Origin of the sequence: Ruoffia halotolerans, from assembly GCF_014049385.1 — a bacterium.
Taxonomy (GTDB): Bacteria; Bacillota; Bacilli; order Lactobacillales; family Aerococcaceae; genus Ruoffia; species Ruoffia halotolerans.
This window is the reverse complement of the sequence record NZ_JACAOA010000024.1, coordinates 18,377-35,317: the sequence shown is the minus strand read 5'-3', so window position 1 is coordinate 35,317 and position 16,941 is coordinate 18,377. Positions and strand designations below refer to the sequence as shown.

Here is a 16,941-nt window from a genome sequence, read left to right as displayed (position 1 = left end):
TGAAATTGCCATTTGGCTTGAGCCAGACCCGAATCCCAAGACCTGCTTCCACCAGCATATCGGAAACTAATTAAACATCTTATCCAGTAAATATTTTCAACTCTCCAAATATTATGATAATATTAGCAGATGAGAGCGTGTTCGAAATCCAAATATTATTAACGAGAATGGAGCTGTTTTAGTGGAGCCAATTTTTTTAAAACCAGTTTTACAAGAGAAAATTTGGGGTGGCAATAAGTTAGAAAGCGAATTTAACTTCGATTTACCAAGCAACCGTATTGGTGAAGCCTGGTCAATTAGTGCGCATCCAAATGGCGTTTCGACCATTGAATCGCCGGGTGAATTTAAAGGTATGGCCTTTGATCAATTTTACGAAGAGCATCGTGATTTCTTTGGCGAATTAAATGATGATGTCTTTCCATTATTAGTAAAGATACTTGACGCGAAACAAGACTTATCTGTTCAAGTGCATCCAGATGATATTTACGGAAAAGAGCACGAAGGTGAATTAGGTAAGACGGAGTGTTGGTATATTATCGATGCTGAGCCTGGAGCGCAAATCGTTTACGGGCATAATGCGGAGACCAAAGAAGAGTTCCAGCAACTGGTTGAAGAAGGGCGCTGGGACGAGTTACTGCGTCGAGTGCCAGTGACGCCGGGCGAATTTTATTATGTGCCACATGGAACAGTTCACGCCATTGGTGGGGGTGTCATGATATTAGAAACGCAACAAAGTTCGGATACCACTTACCGCGTGTATGACTACAATCGTACGGACAATCAAGGGAAGCAACGTGATTTACATATCCAACAATCTATTGATGTGTCGCTGATTCCGCATCAAGACCCTGAACAAGTGGCAGATGTGAGCCAACAAGAGGGTGGAGCGATTACGCATTTTCTAACGAATGATTACTTTAAAGTCTTTAAATGGGATGCGACAGGCGACATAGAAATTCCTGTCTCTAACGCTGTTTATTTAGCAACGGTGATCGATGGCAGTGGGGAACTCATTGTGAATGGAAAATCCTACCCACTAACCAAAGGAGATTCCTTTGTAACGCCAGCTTCAGCATCTGACATCCAAATAAAAGGGATCAACTTAACCTTAATCGCATCAAACCCAGTTTATTAATTCAAATAGGAGTGATTAAATTTGACATTACTAGGAGCAATTGAAGCAGGTGGCACTAAATTTGTCTGCGCTGTTTCAGATAACGCATTAAATATTATTGAACGAGTGTCGGTTCCCACAACGTTTCCGGAAGAAACCATGGAAGCCGTAGTAGATTTTTTTGAAAAATACGACGTCGACAGCTTTGGGATTGGGTCTTTTGGTCCGATTGACGTCAATCCAGCTTCAGAAACATATGGTTACATTACGTCTACACCTAAACCAGGTTGGAACCAATTTGATTTTGTAGGCTATTTGAAAAAAGCGTTTGGTAAACCCATTTACTGGACGACCGATGTGAATGCGGCAGCTTATGGCGAGTACAAATTAGGAGCTGCCAGAGATATTCCAAACAGTTTGTATTTAACGATTGGAACAGGAGTTGGAGGGGGCGCGGTCATTAATGGCGACATTTTCAATGGGTATACTCATCCGGAAATGGGTCACATCAAGGTCCAAAGACATCCTGAAGATACGGGAGAGGGCACGTGTCCTTATCACGGTGACTGTTTAGAAGGACTTGCAAGTGGATCTGCTATCGAGAAGCGATTTGGTAAAAAAGGGATTGATTTAACTAAAGACCATGAAGCGTGGGATTTTACGGCTTATTATTTAGCTCAAGCCTTGATGAATTATTCGCTAGTCTTATCACCGGAGCGAATTATCTTAGGTGGTGGCGTAATGAAGCAAGCCCATCTATTAACTATGATTCAAGCAAAATTAGAAGAACTAATGGCAGGCTACTTAGCTTTACCACCAATGACTGAATATGTTCAAACACCTGGTTTAGGAGATAACGCTGGAATAACAGGTTGTCTATTATTAGCTCAGAAAATATTAAATTAAAAAAACTCAGTAACGTCCGAATTTCGGATCCGTTACTGAGTTTTATTTTCTCGCATAATGTCAGAACTAATGCGACGCGAATCAAAAATTTGCCCGACCTCAATAATATGTTCTAAGTTGATGTCATAATCGTGTGTAAATACCATTGCATAAAGTAAATTTAATAAGTAAATAATTGATGTGTTGGAAGAAAAATTCGCAATCTTTGAATAGAGCTTTTCCCGTGTTGTAATATGCAAAGTAACGTCACTCAATATTAATACTGAACGGGGTGGGCTGTTATTTAAGCGCGTATATATGCATAGCCGTCTTCTTGGCGGGCAATCAGTTCAACCACGCCGCTTGGGACGTAAGTAAAGTGAATCGCTTCTGCTTGTTCTTGAGTTAATTCTTGTGCAGCCAAAGCATGTCCGCATAACTCGAAAGTAACACCTTTTTCTAATAAAGGCTCAGCTTTCGAAGCAATGTCAGGGTGACTGACAATTTGTACGGCAGGTCCGTTTCCAAGAATAACTATATCAACATTAACTAAATCAGCTAAGGCATTACTAGCACTAGCGATAACTTTTGACCAATCATTTAATTCGTGAGCATGAAATAAGACTTTTTTCATCGTTTCACCTCTTAACTTTTGAAAAATTTAGAAACAAACCAGCGTGTAAAGGCAAAACTTCTGCCGGCAACAAGTTTTTGATTGCGTAAACAATCCATCGAGTCTTTGTATTTATCAGCTGCAGTGGTTTTTAATCGTTAAATTTTAAGCGTAATATTAAATTAATCGTCAGTCGCAACCGTTCAATCTAGTTTTAAGTAGACAAAGACTCTACCAAAAGTGTTAAATCTCAGTGAGTAAATCAATTGAAATCATAGAGTTTGCATTCGATTGATCGATTAAAGAAGAAATTTTATTAACTTCTTTCGTAAGTCGGTCAATGTCTTCACGAATCGATGTCTCATTATAAGCACTGTATTCAACCACGCCAACCCCCGTCTCAACGCGTGTTTCTTGGCGTTGAATTAGACTCTCAAGTTGTGTTAATAGTAAACGCGTTTGACGAACCCATTCGAGCTGATAAGTGACACTATGATTTTCTACTATGAGTTCATTATTCGCCTTTGCGATGGCGTGACGCAGAGCGCTTGTGTCGGTAATCAGTTGTTTGTATTTTACCAATTCTTCTTCATTCGATTTAGCTTTATCATCATGGGCAATTGGCTTACCGTCCACTTTCACCGGTCCAAAGAAATTTGAGCGGAAACGGTAAGTAAGTTGGTCAATTTGTTTATTAAAATTTGATAAAGTGAAAATAGCTTCTTGAATAGTTAATTGATGTTGCATAGTTACCTCCAGTGATATAATTTAGTTTTCCAAACTTGCTTCCAAGTTGCTTATAATAATTTTCTTCATATTCATCAAGGCTTGAATTTGTTCGTCAGCTTGTTGTAATTTATTTAAGTGACTCGGGATAATCTGTCACGAAAGACCAAACGCATCCTTAAGCCAACCACATTGCACTCTTTCTGGAACGTAAGATAATTTTGACCAGTAGTAGCCAATCTCCTCCTAATCCTCGCAAGCAATCGTAAAAGAAATTGCTTCGTTAAATCGGTAACACGGACCACCATCTAGACCAATAAATTTCTGACCATTCAATATAAATTAAGTATTCATAACTTTGCCAGTCATGCCTTTAAATTGCTACTTTAAAGACTCATCATGATAATAGTCGATGAACGTGACTTCTGAGTTAGGAAAAATAGAAACAGAATAATTAATTGCTTCTTCACAATTATTATCTGAAAACCATAATGATAGGATAATGTTTTCTTTATTTTACCATTAGAAAATATCAAAACAAAATAATACCATCAGATGAACAATGTAAGTAACTATTTCTAATTATTTTCTAATAAGCGTGTAAAATATGGCTCATTTGTATTATAATGATAGAATATAAAGTGAGGTGAATAGGAATGTTTAAAACAAATAATTTAGTTAAAATCGCATTGTTAACTGCTTTAACGACAGCGATTTCCCTATTAGTGATTATTCCGGTTCCAGCAATGAACGGATTTGTTACATTATGTGAGGCGGGTATATATTTAGGTGCAGTCTTACTTGGTCCCGCAGGTGGTTTTTGGGTGGGGGCATTGAGCGGTGGACTTATTGATATATTATCTGGCGCACCCCAATGGGCTTTATTCTCGATGATCATCCATGGTATTCAAGGATTATTAGTTGGATATTTATACCAAAAGTTTACAAGTACCTTTAAACTAAGTATAAGTTTAGTACTTGGAAGTGCGAGCATGATTGTCGGCTACTTCATTGCAACCATGATATTATATACTTGGCCAGCAGCGATGGCGTCAATTCCAGGGAATCTCGTGCAGACGGTTTTTGGAAGTTTAGTTACGATCGTCGTATTAAAAGGCCTTAAGAAAACAAGTTTTAATCCAGCCAAAGGAGGTAATTAAATGAACATTGATAATTTAACGAATGATTTAATTCAAATTGTAAAAGATGTACTAGAGGTAGCCCAATTACAAGCAGGGAATACTTTTGTTTTAGGGTGTAGTACAAGTGAAGTTGTTGGTGGCATGATTGGGAAAAATTCCAGTCAAGAAGTCGGCGAACTCATTGTGTCAACACTGAAGGAGTATTTAGACCAGCATCAAATTAATTTAGCCGTTCAAGGATGCGAGCATTTGAACAGAGCGCTTGTCGTTGAACGCGCTTATGCTATGCAAGCTGACTTAGACGAAGTATTTGTTGTACCAGCTTTAAATGCTGGAGGTGCAGCGTCGGTGGCAGCCTTCAAATACTTTAGGGATCCTGTTGTCGTCGAACACATTGTCGCGCAAGCTGGATTAGACATCGGAGACACGGCAATTGGCATGCATGTTAAACATGTTCAAGTACCCGTGCGCCCAAGCATTAAGAAATTAGGCTCAGCCCATGTAACTGCTTTAAGAACTCGACCAAAATTCATTGGGGGACCTCGCGCACAGTACGCTAATTAAGGAAAACATTAAGGAGCGGAATGTATGAGTATTTTTCAATTGAAGATAGGATATCACTATTAAAAGATTTAGTTGCGATTAAATCTGTGAATGGAAATGAAATCGAAGTCGATGAAGCACGCGCCAATTTAGTGGCTGAATTCGGAAGCGGTAGCCCCGTGATCGGAATTTTAAATCATATGGATGGGGTGTCATAAGGAGATGCTGCTGATTGGAAATATGATCCCTTTGCCTTAACTGAAGAAGACTACAAGCTATGTGGACACGGTACTTCGGATATGAAAGCAGGATTAACAGCACTAATCATTGCGATGATTAAAATTAAAGAAGCCAATGCCTTACCTCAAGGAACGCTACGCTTATTAGTGACTGCGGGTGAGGAAAGTACGCAACACGGGTCAAAATATTTACGTGAAAATGGCTAAATGGGTGACATTGAAGCAATGATTATTGCTGAACCAACAGGTGATGTCACAGACGCATCGAATATACTGATTGATAAAGGCGAAGATTTCCACTTTGTTGTCCTTAGACTAGGTCAGACAAGTTCTGCCCACCAACTCGATGAATACGTAAGTAAGGAAGCTTCTTTTAACTTTGTGGATATTTATATTGAATTGATTACGAAATTTGCTGAAGGCAAATAATCGAACGACGAGTACAAATTTGATGGAGGGTGAATTAATTATGACGATGAGTTACACTCAAGCACAAATTCCTGAGGTTTCTCTTGTGAAGATAAATGACTTAATAGATGCGCATACGTTAGAAAATTATCCAGAACATGAGAATTTAGAATCTAAACTGTATGCGATTGAAGCTGTGAATGGATCTGACTTCGTAGGAGGCATCGCCTTTAGAATACAATTTGAGACAGCACATGTGAATGCATTAGCTGTAGAAAAAGCGTATCGTGGTCAACAAATTGGAACAGGTTTATTAAAGGAAATGGAGCAGTATGCTGAATCGATTGGAGTACATACTGTTTCCTTATCAACCTTGAGTTACCAAGCCTTAAATTTCTATCAGAAATTAGGTTACACATTATCAGGTTCAATGACTGATTACCCAAGACGTGGTCTGACTAAATATGCTTTATACAAACGCCTACCAAACTATTAACTAAAGCAAAAGTCCTAGAAGAGATAACTCTTTTCTAGGACTTTTTGCTTAAGAATTTTTCGAATGGTTTGTGGGGTTTTCATAGAACATAAGTATTGTTGAATTTGTTTTAAGAAGAATGTCATCTTTTTGATTTTTTACAATCCAGTTTACTTCTACGACTGCTTGATATGGTTTTGATTTTGAAGGTTTGATATCCACAATCTCAGTTTTAACGTATAGAATATCATCCGGTCGAGTTGGATTTGGCCAAGATAGGTTGACCATCGAACCAATCATACCGTGCTCGATGTTAAATGATCGAATTATAAGCCCCATAGCAATAGATGCTGTGTGCCAACCACTTGCAATTAAATCTTTAAACTGGTATTTCTTCGCTTTATCTTCATTAATGTGATAAAACTGAGGATCGTATTTTTGCGCAAAATCAATGATTTCCTCTCGACTTATTTGATAAGAGCCATTATCTATTTTGTCTCCAATCTTTAAATCTTCTAAACGGAATATTTTGTTATTCATATTTACCCCTCGTTTTTTATTTTATATAAAAGCACCTAAACCTGTTAGCTCACGACCGACTATTAATGCGTTTACTTCATGAGTTCCCTCGTAAGTGTAGATGGCTTCTGCATCTGTGAAAAAGCGCATTACTTCAGATTCTAAGGTAATACCATTACCACCACAAACTTCACGAGCCATTGCGACAGTTTCACGCATTGTCAGTGAGTTGTGCATTTTTGCTAGAGACGAATTTAACATTAATGGACGTTCTGTTTCTTGTAATTCAGCTAAGCGGACTGAGTAGCCAATGTTAGCAACAACGTTTGCTTGCATACGGGCTAATTTTTCTTGAACTAATTGGAAGCCACCTAATTTTCTTCCGAATTGGTCGCGTTCTTTAACGTATTTTAAGGCTGAAATGAAAGCACCTGCTGTCACACCCGTCGCGATATGAGACACATCTGCACGAGTGAAGACTAAGATTTTCGCAACATCACCAAAGCCATTAATGTTAGCTAAGCGGTCTGTTTCGGGCACAACAACATCTTCTAATTTAATGTGTGCGTTACGGATTGCGCGTAAAGACCCTTTATGTGGAATTGGGTTAGCCTCATAACCTTGGGCACCTTTACGAACGATGAAACATTTGATGCGGTTATCTTCAACGTCACGTGCGAAAATTGGGATAACATCCGCAGTATCCGCACCTCCAATCCAACGTTTTTCTCCATTAAGAATCCAGTTGTCTCCCTCACGGCGAGCGGTTGTTGCTAAGCCACCTGCAATATCTGAACCGTGATCTGGTTCAGTTAATCCAAAACAACCTTGCCATTCAAATGAAGCTAACTTAGGTGCGAATTCTTCGATTTGACGGTCGTCTCCACCGATTAAAATTGTGTTGTAGCATAAGCCGCCATGAACAGTATAGAAAGTTGCGATGGATGCATCGAAACGAGCTAGTTCTAAGTATAAGAAAGCCGTATATAATTCACTTGGCTTACGTTTCCCTTCACGGTCAACATATAACTTTGGATTATTCATAATCCCAACTTCACTTACTTTTTTAAATGCTTCAAATGGAAAATCGGCATTCTCCCAGTACTCAGCGATGACTGGACGTACGTGAGTTTCTAAAGCTTCACGAACTTCTTGCAATACTTCAATTTCGCCATCAGTTAATTTTTCTGCATATCCATATAAATCTTCTGGATATAATTCCTTTACGATATCTGCTTTTGTAGTCATAAAATAGGCTCCTTTTAAAAAAATAAATTTGAATATAAACGCTTACAATTCTATAATATAACCACTTTAGGAGAATTACTAATTACTAATAATTAAACATCGTATTAGCTCAGCTTATGATATTTTTAAAAATAAGCGTTTACAAGCAATTAAAAAAGAAGTAACCTATATTATGTAAGCAAAAAGGAGTTTGAAATTTTTATGAGAATGGATATAAATCAAATGAATTATTTCATAAATATTGTCGAATGTGGTTGCAATTTATCATTAGCGGCAAAGAAGATTCACATTAGTCAATCAGCTTTGAGCCAATTCATTACAAATTTTGAAAAAGAAGAAGAAGTTGAACTATTTAAAAGAAAAAATGGCCGCTTAGATGAACTCACTGAAAGTGGAGAAAAGATATATCGCTATGCTCAAGAGATTACACAAAAAAGTATAGAGATGGAAGAGCTAGTGAGAAGAGAGGCTTCAAAACAAAAAGGAACCATTCGGCTAGGCGTTCCATCATTAATATTGCGAGTTTACTTATCAACGTATTTACCAAACTTTGTGTTAGAACATCCAGACATCCGCATTGAAGTTACCGAAGGGGGCTGTAATGACCTAAGACATATGTTGATTAATAAAGATCTTGATTTCGCATTTTTAATTGAACCGACGAACTTAGACCTGAAAGGTTTCGAGCAACATGTGATTGACATTAATGAAATGACAGCCTTTATGGATGTGAACCATCCTTTAGCTTCTGATGATTTGTTGAAATGGTCGCATCTAAAGCCTTATAGTTTAGCGACATTTAACGATACTTTTACAACGCATTTTCTAGTGAAAAACAAATTAACCGAAAACAATGTGCCCAATGATGTGATGTTTACGTCTGCTTCATGGGATTATTTAATCGAAGCGACGCGTAATAATGAAATCGTCACCATCCTACCAAAGCCAGTAGATCGCTTCTTGAGTAGCGATGAATTTGCGGTGAAGCATTTCCATGATTTCGTACCATTTAACGTCTTATTATGTCGATCTAAGAAAAAACCTTATAGCGTCGTTGAAGAAATCCTGCTTGAAAATATGCTCGACTTCTTCTATCAACCAGTCGGGTAATAAGATTAAGTTAAACGAACAATCATTAATTCTAAAATAGTGTTGGTGAGGTGATCTCGCTGACGCTATTTTTTTGTGATTGAAAATCCTCGAAAAGCGGCACTTTAAAAAACTCAAAGTGACGCTTTTCGCCAAATTAGTAACACTATATGAAAACAAACTACAGACCGCAATCCCACATTTTGTATACAAAAATTTTATGAAAACTATTATATCCCGACAAACCCCAACACCTAAAATGAGCATCAATAAGCCATTCCAACGACATATAAGTCGAGCTTATAGAAACGATAAATTTAGTGTGTTAGAAATTCATCGAGGCAAGCATTAGTATTATAATTGTAAACGCTTAACAAATGCAACCAAGACACATATAAAAATGGAGGAAGTAAATTGACAGAAGTAGTAATTGTATCAGCACGTCGCTCGCCAATCGGAAGCTTTGGGGGAGCATTCAAAAATGTTTCTGCTGTGGATTTAGCAACACAAGTAGTGAAAGAAAGTATTAAAGACATCAACTTAGACCCTCAAGAGATTAACGAAGTGATCTTAGGAAATGTACTTAGTGCAGGATTAGGGCAAAACGTTGCTCGCCAAATTGCAATTAAATCAGGTATTCCAAAAGAGGTTCCTGCTTTTACAGTGAACAAAGTGTGTGGATCTGGACTTAAAACTGTTGCCTTAGCAGCTCAATCAATCCTAGCAGGAGACAATGAAGTCGTTATTGCGGGTGGAACAGAAAGTATGAGTCAAGCCCCATACGTATTAAATGACCAACGTTGGGGTAAACGTATGGGAGACGGTCAAATCGTTGATACTGTCTTAAAAGATGGTTTAATAGACGCTTTTGATGATATCCATATGGGTGTGACAGCGGAGAATGTCGCAGAAAAATTTGGATTAACTCGTGAAATGGAAGACGAGTTAGCCGTATCAAGTCAAAACCGTGCAGAAGCAGCAATCAAAGCTGGACGTTTCAAAGACGAAATCGTTCCAATTGCCGTTCCACAACGTAAAGGTGAACCAGTGATGGTTGATACTGATGAATTCCCACGTTTTGGATCAACGATGGAATCTTTAGGAAAATTACGTCCAGCCTTCGCAAAAGACGGATCTGTTACTGCAGGTAATTCATCTGGAATCAACGATGGTGCTGCGATACTTATTTTGATGTCAAAAGAAAAAGCAGAAGCATTAGGTTTAACACCAATAGCTTCAATCGTCGCTTACGCAAGTGGCGGGGTAGATCCAAAAATTATGGGGACAGGTCCAATCCCAGCTACACGCCGAGTATTAGCTAAAGCAAATATGAGCTTAGAAGACATTGAATTAATTGAAGCGAATGAAGCTTTCGCGGCACAAGCATTAAGTGTGATTAAAGAATTAGAATTAGATACAGATATTGTCAACGTCAATGGAGGTTCAATCGCTCTAGGACACCCAATTGGGGCAAGTGGTGCACGAATTACTGTGACATTATTACACGAAATGGTGAAACGTGATTCTAAAACAGGGCTCGCTACATTATGTATCGGTGGCGGACAAGGGATTGCCTTAATCGTTAAACGCCCATAATAAAGGAGAATGTATTATGTCGAAAGAGTCTCATGCTTTATTAGAAGAAATTACCCAATACACGAATGATGAGTTAGCTCGAGTAACAAAGCATTATGATGCGACGGAAGAATTTCCTACAGAGTATGTTGATTACTTCTTTAAGCGTGACATCTTTCGACTATTACTTTCTCAAGAATCAGAGACAGAGGATTTTTACACCTTTATAAAAATAATTCAAATCGTTTCTAAACAATTTCCGTCACTAGCAAGTATTTTATTAACTCAAGGAACTTACGGCATCTGGCCAATTCACAGATTTGGAACCCCAGCTCAGACAAAGCAGCATTTAAATACCGCACTCTCTGGAGAAAATTTAATTGCCTATGCTTACTCTGAAATGGATGGCGGAAGGCCAGAATTTATGATGACAGAAGCGGTTGAAACTGAAAGTGGCTGGACATTGAATGGCGTGAAAGCCAATGTATCCAATGCGAGCGTCGCTTCAACACTCATTATTGCAGCAAAAGCGCTGAAGCAAAGTGGAGAAACCTGTTATGGCTTATTCATAGTCGACACCCAAACACCAGGAATTGAAATTAGTGAACCCATTGAGAAGATGGGAATGAAAGCTTTACCGGTTTCAACGCTGACATTGACGGACGTTCAAATTGAAAAGGATCAGGTCTTAGGTGGTATTCTAGCTGGAAATGAACAAAACGAGAATCTAATGAATAAGATGAAACTCGCAGTTTCAGCCCAAGCTTTAGGAATTGCTCAAGGCTCAATTGAGAAAGGCTTACTATTCACAGGATATGAACGTCAATTTGGTAAACGACTCATTGATTTACAGATGAACCAATTTCGATTAGCTGAATTAGAAACATTAATCCAAGCGACCGAAGCATTCATTAAACAAGTCGTTGAAACAAATGCAAATAATACGAGCAAAGTAGCTATGGCAAAATTAATGTCATCAAACGTAGCCATCGAAACTACAGATACCGTGATACAAATCACTGGTGGCTATGGATATATGAGAAATAATGACATCGAACGCTATGTAAGGGATGCGAAGATAACCGGAATTTATGGCGGCTCATCCGACTCACAAAAGAAAATAATTGCCCAACCATGGTTATCAAAAGAACAATAGGAGAATGATAAGATGCAAAATATTAAACAAGTAATGGTCATCGGATCAGGACAAATGGGAAGCGGAATTGCCCAAGTACTAGCTCAAGCAGGGTATAAAGTATTCTTAAATGATATTAAAGAAGAATTTGTCACAAGAGGCATTGAGAAAATTCAAACACAATTACAACGCCAAGTTGACAAAGAACGTCTAACTCAAGCAGAACTTGATAAAACAATGGCTAACATTATTCCATCAACAGATTATGCACAGGCAAAAGAAGTTGAATTAGTCGTTGAAGCAGCAACTGAAAACCGTGAATTGAAATTAAACATATTCAGACAATTAGATGAGATTGCTCCTGAAGAAACGATTCTAGCAACAAACACATCATCACTATCAATTACAGAGATTGCAGCAGTCACAAAACGCCCGAATAAAGTTGTCGGAATGCATTTCTTCAATCCAGTACCCGTAATGAAATTATTAGAAATCAACATCGGTCTAACAACGGATGCAGATACAGTTGAGGCGATTAAAGCTGTCGGTGAAAGCTTAAATAAAACCATCGTTGAAGTAAAAGACTCACCAGGCTTTGTCGTAAACCGTATCTTAATCCCAATGATCAATGAAGCGATTTTTGTATTAAGTGAAGGCATCTCAACTGCCCAAGAGATTGATAATGCAATGAAAGCTGGCGCAAATCACCCGATCGGCCCATTAGCTTTAGCAGATTTAATCGGTTTAGATGTGACATTATCAATTATGGAAGTGTTATATGATGGCTTTAAAGATTCTAAATATCGCCCAGCACCTCTATTAGTTAAACACGTTGAAGCAGGCTTACTCGGCCGTAAAACAGGAAAAGGTTTCTACGACTACAGTAAGTAAAAGGAGCGTCTAAATGAATTCATACAACAAATTAATAATTGAAGTAAAAGACCGTATCGGCTACTTAACGATTAACCAGCCAAAAGCATTAAACGCCTTAGACAGTGAAGTATTGCAAGAATTAAATACGGCATTAACTGAAATAGGATCGAATGAAGCTATCCAAGTATTGATTGTCACAGGGGCTGGAGAAAAAGCCTTTGTTGCAGGGGCTAACATTAAAGAAATGAGCTCAAAAAATCCAATCCAAGGGAAAGAATTCTCAGAATTAGGGAATGCTGTCTTTGCTAAACTTAGCAAATTACCACAACCAACAATTGCGGCAGTTAACGGCTTCGCTTTAGGTGGCGGGAGTGAGCTCGCTTTAGCTTGTGATATGCGTATCGCTTCAGAAACAATGAAGATTGGTCAACCAGAAGTTTCTTTAGGAATTATACCTGGTTTTGGTGGAACACAAAGATTAAGCCGTTTAGTCGGTGTTGCTAAAGCCAAAGAATTAATCTTCACAGGTAAAAATATTAAAGCAGACGAAGCAGAGAAAATCGGTTTAGTAAATAAAATTGTAGCACCCGAAGCACTGCTTAAAGAAGCTGAAATACTGGCACAAGACATCTTAAAAAATGCCCCATTTGCTGTTCAACAAGCAAAAGTTGTGATTGATAAAGGCTTAGAAATGCCACTTGATCATGCACTAACTTTAGAAGCAGACATATTTGGTCTATGCTTTGCTACAGAAGATCAAACGGAAGGAATGTCTGCCTTCATCGAGAAACGCTCAAGTAAATTTAAAGGACAATAATATACTGAGAGAAGGAGTTTAACTAAATGACTAACAAAATGACAGCGCTATATAACGATAAGCTAATGACAGCTCTTGAAGCAGTAAAATTAATTGAAGCTAACGATTCACTTGTTTATCCAATTACACCCGGCGAGCCAGCTGCCTTACACGAGGCTTTAAGCTCATTAACAACACTGGAAAACAACACATTATACCGTATGTTACCAAGTACACCAACGTTAGATTTTCCGAAAGAACAATTGAAGCAAATATCAATTTTTTTATCGGGCTCTGACCGTAAAGATTTTAATTCACACAAAGTTGATTTATTACCAAATCACTTCTCAGATATTCCATCATTATTACTACAACGTGATTCTGAGCCAGTGGTTATGGCAACAGTATCGCCGATGGATAAAGATGGGTACTTCTCATTAGGAACCAGTGTTTCTTATGTCGGACCATTATTAAAACACGCGAAGAAAATCATTCTAGAAGTCAATGAAAACATGCCTTATACATATGGTGATTCAAACCACATTCACGTAAGTGACGTTGATGCATTGATTGAAAATAATTGTGATTTAACAACGTTACCGGAACCAAAATTAAGTGAAAAAGACTTAGCTATTGGTGAAATTATTGCTGACATGGTTCCAGATACAGCAACTTTACAAATTGGTTTTGGATCAATGCCGAATGCAGTTATGAAATATTTAATGACGAAAAAAGATTTAGGTTTACACACGGAGATGTTACCTGACAAAGCCGTCAATCTATATGAAAATAACGTCATCAGTAATCAATACAAGCCACAATTAAAAGGAAAAACTGTATCTACATTCGCAATTGGCTCAAAACGTTTATATGACTTTATGAACTATAACCCAGATATTTACATGCAACCATGTGACGTTACGAATAGCTTTACAACAATTAGTGAAATTGACAATCTCATTGCGATTAACTCAAGTGTTCAAGTTGATTTCTTAGGACAATGTAACTCTGAACGTGTTCAAGATACATATTATTCTTCTACAGGTGGCCAATCTGACTTTACAAAAGGTGTGCGATTAACTAAGGCCGGTAAAGGAATTATTTGCCTTTATTCAACAGCCAAGAATGATTCAATCTCAACGATAGTGCCAGTTCTCCATGCAGGATCACCCGTATCAACGACAAAAAATGATATTGATACAGTCGTAACAGAATATGGAGCAGCACAATTAAAAGGGAAGACAGTTTTTGAACGTACAGAAGCATTAATTAATATTGCTCATCCAAAATTTAGAGATGAATTACGTCAACAAGCCATTGAAATGGGCTACTTAGATGTTGAAGAATCAGTTGCTGCAATTGTTTAATATGTATAATGAAAGTCATTTAGGTGCTTGTATCACGAATATGAAACTGTGATTAAGTCCTCAGTGGCTTTTTAATATTTCGAAATTTTTATAAAAAATTTTTATGGAATTGCTTCTATCTCATAAAAAATGTGCTATAGTAATAGTGTAAAATTTATGGGGGAGACAGATTAGGATGAATAATTATATCGATGATGTTGCTAAGAAAAAAGAGGCATTATATCGTTCAGAATTTCTAAGATATGCTGTGAGGGCGATGTATGCAGGAATGTATTTGACACTAGGTTCAGCAGTGGCTTTTATTGCTGCTAACCACTTTAGTGGCATTGATCCAGTGATTGGTCGAGCCATTTATGCCTTACTATTCCCATGGGGCTTGGTGACGATTATTTTACTTAATGGGGAATTAGCTACTTCGAATATGATGTTTTTAACAAATGCCACGTACCGAAAAGCAATACCAGCGCGGTCTGCACTGGGTATTTTACTAGTGTGTACCTTATTTAATTTGCTGGGGAGTATGGCGATTGCTTTTATGTTAGGTCGCACCACTTTATTTAACAATTTAGAGGCGACTCATTATATGTACAATGCCATTGAAACAAAACTGGCTAAACCATACGGAGCTATGTTTTTCGACGGAATCATCGCAAATATTCTAGTTAATATTGCGATTATTGGATCGGTTCGAATTAAGGAAACAAGCGCTAAAATTTTATTTGTTGTAGCAATTATTTTTATCTTTTGTTATTTTGGCTTCGAACACGTGATTGCAAACTTTGGTGGGTTCTCATTAGTTATGTTCACAAATCCAGGTGTTATTGACAGTTTCACTTTCGGCAATGTCATCATGCACTGGTTGCTCGTCTTTGTTGCCAACTATATCGGTGGCGGGCTCATCATGGGTTTAGGTTATGCTTGGTTAAATTCAACGAAAACTAATTACTTAGACTAATATAAATACTCAGATTCCTGTCACAGTACAGGAATCTTTTTTATGCAAAAAGGGTTATAAAACTAAGATGTTTCAGTATAATAGATGACAGATTAAATGACGTAAATTAGAGGAGTTAATTATATTGAAATTACACCGAAGGTTCATCAAATGGGGCCTAGCCACTATCGTTCTGCTTTCTGAATTTATAACAGTGCCTAGTATTTCCCAAGACCTACCGAGCTTTGATAGTGTGTTTGAAGAAGCCATAAATGTCAGTGACGATGCCATTATTACCATCGGTTATATAGAAAAGGGTCAAACAGACTTTCAAGTTTATACAAAGGAGGGCGTTGACGAGTCAAAGCCAATACATGACTATGAAGTGGGCTCAATCACAAAAACATTTACTGGCACCTTAGTTTCCCGGGCAGTTGAAGATGGTTTATTGAATATTGATGAATCAATCGGCTTTTATTTAAACCTGCCGGAAGATGCTGATTACCCAACTATTCGCCAATTACTGACACATACATCAGGTTATCCCACTTTCATTGAAAATGAAGTCATCATTGATAATTTAACGCAAGGTGCCAACCCTTATCAAGGTGTGGGTCGTGAGATAATGATGAATGAAATTGCTGAAAATTCACACAAAGAAGGCAAGCAACCTTACCAATATTCAAATTTTAATGCAGGAGTATTAGGCCTTGTTTTAGAAAGTATTTACGGTGAGAGTTATGCTGTGTTATTGGAAAATTATATTAAAGAAGACTTGCAATTAGGTACTACCCATTTATTTGAGGAAGAAACCCCATTAGGAAATAACTGGCTGTGGTCGAAAGAAACGGATGCCTATGTCCCAGCAGGTGCTTTAATATCAAACATTGAGGACATGTTAAGTTACTTAAAATTGCAACTTTCAGAAGCGAATACTGAGATTCGAACATCTCATGATGTGCTTAGTGAAGTGAATGCCACTTCAAGTGATAATGGGGAATTAGGTATTCGAATTGATGCCGTCGCTTACCAATGGATGCTCAATCAGAAAGAGGACATAATTTGGCATGATGGAGGAACAGGTGGTTACACCTCCTACATTGGCTTTAATAAAGCTGAAGAAGTGGGCGTTGTAGTTTTGTCCAATGTCGCTATGGATCAAGGAATCCCAGCGAACTTACTTGGAAGTCTATTACTGATGGAGAAATTAGAAAAGTCCTAAAGCAAATTAAAAACCGCCTAGAAGTCTAGCTTCAAAGC

General features: G+C 37.9%; 19 protein-coding genes and 2 pseudogenes. 16 read left to right on the top strand and 5 right to left on the bottom strand.

From position 1 onward, the window contains the following. Positions 1–181: 181 nt before the first annotated feature. Complete coding sequence (manA, locus tag HW423_RS08625) at positions 182–1,135, top strand: mannose-6-phosphate isomerase, class I (RefSeq protein ID WP_218931530.1); 954 nt, start codon at positions 182–184, stop codon at positions 1,133–1,135. A gap of 21 nt (positions 1,136–1,156) precedes the next feature. Beyond that, complete coding sequence (locus HW423_RS08620) at positions 1,157–2,020, top strand: ROK family protein (protein WP_218931529.1); 864 nt, start codon at positions 1,157–1,159, stop codon at positions 2,018–2,020. A 283-nt stretch (positions 2,021–2,303) separates the two neighbouring features. Here HW423_RS08620 and HW423_RS08615 read toward each other — a convergent pair whose 3' ends face one another. The 3 genes and pseudogenes from HW423_RS08615 to HW423_RS11185 form a co-directional block, all read right to left on the bottom strand. Beyond that, on the bottom strand, positions 2,304–2,633 hold the full coding sequence (locus HW423_RS08615; protein ID WP_218931528.1) for a DsrE family protein: 330 nt from the start codon (positions 2,631–2,633) through the stop codon (positions 2,304–2,306). Between the two features lie 222 nt (positions 2,634–2,855). Further along, positions 2,856–3,359, bottom strand: coding sequence for a hypothetical protein (locus HW423_RS08610; RefSeq protein WP_218931527.1), 504 nt, complete (start codon positions 3,357–3,359; stop codon positions 2,856–2,858). 135 nt (positions 3,360–3,494) lie between these two features. Then, positions 3,495–3,839: pseudogene (locus tag HW423_RS11185) on the bottom strand (VOC family protein). Between the two features lie 155 nt (positions 3,840–3,994). Here HW423_RS11185 and HW423_RS08600 point away from each other — a divergent pair. The 6 genes and pseudogenes from HW423_RS08600 to HW423_RS08575 all read left to right on the top strand — a co-directional run bounded on the left by HW423_RS08600 (position 3,995) and on the right by HW423_RS08575 (position 6,166). Beyond that, the gene (locus tag HW423_RS08600) at positions 3,995–4,498 is read left to right on the top strand and encodes an ECF transporter S component (RefSeq protein WP_218931526.1); all 504 of its coding nucleotides are present in this window, start codon (positions 3,995–3,997) and stop codon (positions 4,496–4,498) included. After that, positions 4,499–5,044, top strand: a complete 546-nt coding sequence (locus tag HW423_RS08595; RefSeq protein WP_218931525.1) for a TIGR01440 family protein — start codon at positions 4,499–4,501, stop codon at positions 5,042–5,044. It abuts the gene before it with no gap. Between the two features lie 20 nt (positions 5,045–5,064). Then, positions 5,065–5,241 carry a hypothetical protein gene (locus HW423_RS08590; RefSeq protein WP_218931524.1) on the top strand — a complete coding sequence of 59 codons (177 nt, stop codon included), beginning with the start codon at positions 5,065–5,067 and terminating at the stop codon, positions 5,239–5,241. Positions 5,242–5,259: 18 nt separating this feature from the next. Then, positions 5,260–5,469 (top strand): annotated as a pseudogene (locus HW423_RS08585) (M20/M25/M40 family metallo-hydrolase); the annotation flags it as partial. Next, positions 5,470–5,691: a hypothetical protein gene (locus HW423_RS08580; protein ID WP_218931523.1), complete on the top strand. Its 222-nt coding sequence runs from the start codon at positions 5,470–5,472 to the stop codon at positions 5,689–5,691. A 40-nt stretch (positions 5,692–5,731) separates the two neighbouring features. Continuing rightward, complete coding sequence (locus tag HW423_RS08575; protein ID WP_218931522.1) at positions 5,732–6,166, top strand: GNAT family N-acetyltransferase; 435 nt, start codon at positions 5,732–5,734, stop codon at positions 6,164–6,166. A 48-nt stretch (positions 6,167–6,214) separates the two neighbouring features. Here HW423_RS08575 and HW423_RS08570 read toward each other — a convergent pair whose 3' ends face one another. Continuing rightward, on the bottom strand, positions 6,215–6,685 hold the full coding sequence (locus HW423_RS08570) for a MaoC/PaaZ C-terminal domain-containing protein (protein ID WP_218931521.1): 471 nt from the start codon (positions 6,683–6,685) through the stop codon (positions 6,215–6,217). Between the two features lie 21 nt (positions 6,686–6,706). Next, positions 6,707–7,912, bottom strand: coding sequence for an acyl-CoA dehydrogenase FadE (gene fadE / locus HW423_RS08565; protein ID WP_218931520.1), 1,206 nt, complete (start codon positions 7,910–7,912; stop codon positions 6,707–6,709). Between the two features lie 207 nt (positions 7,913–8,119). On the opposite strand from fadE, the gene HW423_RS08560 reads away from it, so the two are divergent. The 8 genes from HW423_RS08560 (at position 8,120) to HW423_RS08525 (ending at position 16,903) form a co-directional block, all read left to right on the top strand. After that, positions 8,120–9,022: a LysR family transcriptional regulator gene (locus HW423_RS08560; protein ID WP_218931531.1), complete on the top strand. Its 903-nt coding sequence runs from the start codon at positions 8,120–8,122 to the stop codon at positions 9,020–9,022. A gap of 393 nt (positions 9,023–9,415) precedes the next feature. Continuing rightward, complete coding sequence (locus tag HW423_RS08555; RefSeq protein ID WP_218931519.1) at positions 9,416–10,597, top strand: acetyl-CoA C-acetyltransferase; 1,182 nt, start codon at positions 9,416–9,418, stop codon at positions 10,595–10,597. A gap of 16 nt (positions 10,598–10,613) precedes the next feature. Beyond that, positions 10,614–11,732, top strand: a complete 1,119-nt coding sequence (locus tag HW423_RS08550) for an acyl-CoA dehydrogenase family protein (protein ID WP_218931518.1) — start codon at positions 10,614–10,616, stop codon at positions 11,730–11,732. A 12-nt stretch (positions 11,733–11,744) separates the two neighbouring features. Continuing rightward, on the top strand, positions 11,745–12,602 hold the full coding sequence (locus HW423_RS08545) for a 3-hydroxybutyryl-CoA dehydrogenase (RefSeq protein WP_218931517.1): 858 nt from the start codon (positions 11,745–11,747) through the stop codon (positions 12,600–12,602). A 13-nt stretch (positions 12,603–12,615) separates the two neighbouring features. Continuing rightward, positions 12,616–13,401 (top strand): enoyl-CoA hydratase-related protein, encoded by a 786-nt coding sequence (locus HW423_RS08540; protein WP_218931516.1) that lies wholly within the window; start codon positions 12,616–12,618, stop codon positions 13,399–13,401. Positions 13,402–13,427: 26 nt separating this feature from the next. Then, the gene (locus HW423_RS08535) at positions 13,428–14,747 is read left to right on the top strand and encodes an acetyl-CoA hydrolase/transferase family protein (RefSeq protein ID WP_218931515.1); all 1,320 of its coding nucleotides are present in this window, start codon (positions 13,428–13,430) and stop codon (positions 14,745–14,747) included. 175 nt (positions 14,748–14,922) lie between these two features. Continuing rightward, positions 14,923–15,702 carry a formate/nitrite transporter family protein gene (locus HW423_RS08530; protein WP_218931514.1) on the top strand — a complete coding sequence of 260 codons (780 nt, stop codon included), beginning with the start codon at positions 14,923–14,925 and terminating at the stop codon, positions 15,700–15,702. A gap of 124 nt (positions 15,703–15,826) precedes the next feature. Continuing rightward, positions 15,827–16,903, top strand: coding sequence for a serine hydrolase domain-containing protein (locus HW423_RS08525; RefSeq protein WP_218931513.1), 1,077 nt, complete (start codon positions 15,827–15,829; stop codon positions 16,901–16,903). Positions 16,904–16,941 lie beyond the last annotated feature (38 nt).